The 2,527-nt window shown below is 57.5% G+C and carries 2 protein-coding genes; both read left to right on the plus strand.

All coding sequences use genetic code 11. From position 1 onward, the window contains the following. Positions 1-348 precede the first annotated feature (348 nt). On the plus strand, positions 349-1,125 hold the full coding sequence (locus ABD104_RS30050; protein WP_274114620.1) for a BRO-N domain-containing protein: 777 nt from the start codon (positions 349-351) through the stop codon (positions 1,123-1,125). Next, on the plus strand, positions 1,122-2,492 hold the full coding sequence (locus tag ABD104_RS30055; protein WP_274112684.1) for an ISL3 family transposase: 1,371 nt from the start codon (positions 1,122-1,124) through the stop codon (positions 2,490-2,492). The genes ABD104_RS30050 and ABD104_RS30055 overlap by 4 nt, the downstream gene beginning before the upstream one ends. The last annotated feature ends 35 nt before the right edge of the window (positions 2,493-2,527 follow it).

Consider the following 2,527-nt stretch of genomic DNA (forward strand, 5'->3'; position numbering starts at 1 on the left):
GGGTATTCATAAAAGGTTGTTGATGGTCTCCCGACTCTCCGTTGCTACAACTGCTTTTTGATTTCGAGAAAAGATGTTGACAGTCATGGGGCAAGGCGTTAGAGTTCATCTCAGGTGCTGAACACACCTCTCTAGGCGGAAGCCGCTCCCGAAAGTCAAAGCGGCTTTTTCACGTCCGTAGGTTTTGCGCTGCCTTCCAATGCGGGACAATGCATGCTTATGGCCGGGTGGCGCGCAGCTATACAAGACCCTTCGGGGGAAATCTGCGGGCCGTCCTAGAGCGGTGTTCAAGCGCCCGGCCGCCTCTCTGAACAGGAGGCGAAATTGAACGATCTCTAGGAGGCCATCGTGGCTGCTCAATCCAATCTGCTCCCTCAGGGCGTCGCTACTGACGACACCCCGCACCAGACCTTCAACTTTGACCACTTGCCAGTTCGCACGGTCAACCGTGATGGCGAAATCTGGTTTGTTGCCGCTGATGTGTGCGCGGCACTTGCACACACCAACCCACGGATGGCAGTGTCAAGGCTGGATGATGACGAAAAGGGTGTAAGTAATGTTTACACCCCTGGAGGCTCACAGGAAGTGATGATCGTCAGCGAATCGGGCCTGTACAGCCTGATTCTGACCAGCCGCAAGGAAGAGGCCAAGCGGTTCAAGCGGTGGATCACCCACGAAGTTCTTCCAGCCATCCGTAAGACAGGGGGTTACCAGAAATTCGAAGCCGCGCCCGCTTTGGACGTGACAGACGCCCCGTCCATGAAAGTTATGCGTGAGGTAGCCGACGACTACCTCAATGCCTACTACGAGGCGATCAAGGCAGGCAAAACACGCCACCACATTGATGGCGTGCAGACCGAAGTACTCCAGGCCATCTTGGCCCATGCGCTGATGAGTCAGCGCATGTTGGTGTCCTTCAATTCCATCGGTCAAATGAACTGCCGCCTGATTCCTGGTGATGCATCTGTTGTGAGCTTTGCCAAGGATGACTACTTCGACATTGCCCAGCATGTCCCGATGGAGCGACTGCCTGACATGTTGGATGCGCTGAACAAGCGCGTAGCCTGCCATCTTGGCGCTTTTAGCGAGCGCTTGCGCCGCGACTCTTCGAGGAAACTGGCGTGAGTGATCTGGCCATCCCGCAAACGCTTTTGCACCCGCTCAAAGCTACGGTAGTGGGCTTCCATGAGGAAGAGAACGAATACAGCTTCCAGGTGGAATATCCCGACCCCGAGGTTTGCCCTAACTGCGGGACGTGCGGCGAGGTGGTCAGATTCGGCAAGAAGCAGGTGAAGTTCCGTGACCTGCCGCTGCACGGGCGGTGGGTCACGCTCTGGCTGGTTCGCCGCCGCTTCATGTGCCGGGCCTGCAACACCACGTTCAGCCCGGCGCTGCCGGAGATGGCCGAGAGCAACCGGATGACCCGGCGGCTGGCCGACTACATCATCAAGGCCACGGTGGGCCGCACCAATAGTGACGTGGGCCGTGAAGTGGGTGTGAATGAGTCGGTCATCCGTACCTTGTTCCGCGACCACTTCGAGGCGCAGAAAGACCGCTACAAGCCTACCGCACCCCGCGTGCTGGGCATTGATGAGCTGTACCTGCAGCGCACCTATCGCTGCGTGCTTACCAACATCGAGGAGGAGACCATCATCGACCTGCTGGAATCACGCACCAAGCCACAGGTGACGGCCTACCTGTCGCGTCTCAAAGACCGCAAGGACATTGAGATTGTGTGCATGGACATGTGGAACCCCTACCGCGAGGTGACAAAGGCACTGATGCCACAGGCCACCATCGTGGTGGACAAGTTCCACATTCAGCGCATGGCCAATGAAGCCATGGAGAAGATCAGGAAAAGCCTGAAGGCCGGGCTGTCACAGCATCGCCGCAGGGCGCTCAAGGGCGACCGAAAGCTGATGCTAATGCGCGAGCACGACCTGAACCCGATGAACAGGATGGTGGTCGATACCTGGCTCAACCAATTCCCGGAGCTGGGCGCGGCCTACCGTCTCAAGGAGGAGTTCCTGAACATCTGGAATTTGGAAAATGAGTCTGACGCCAAAGAAGAATACCGGCGCTGGCATTCCAGCCTAACGCCGGAGGAGCGTCCGCAGTGGGCACCACTGACCACAGCAATGAGCAATTGGGAGGCGGAAATCTTCGCCTACTTCGGTAACGGGCAGCGCAACACCAATGCCTTCACCGAATCGATGAACCGGCAAATGAAAGACCTGAATAGGCTCACGCGCAGCATGTCCTTCGAGATGTTCCGCGCCAAGATTCTGTTCTCGGTCGAGCACAAGATGAAGCGCAAGGAAAAGCCCCGCCGGGAATCGCCATTCACTATGGGCTACGGCCTCCCGACAGATGCCAACCTTGCAGGGCGGGCGCCCTCTATGCGCGACATGGGGGCGCCCATTCGTCCTCTGCTGGAGTTCCTGCTGGAGCCTCCCATCAACATCAACCCGATGCCTTCGGCTGAGGGTTAGGAAGCTCCTGCATCAACAGGCTTTTATGAATACCC

Source organism: Pigmentiphaga daeguensis (assembly GCF_039523035.1).
Lineage (GTDB): Bacteria > Pseudomonadota > Gammaproteobacteria > Burkholderiales > Burkholderiaceae_B > Pigmentiphaga > Pigmentiphaga daeguensis.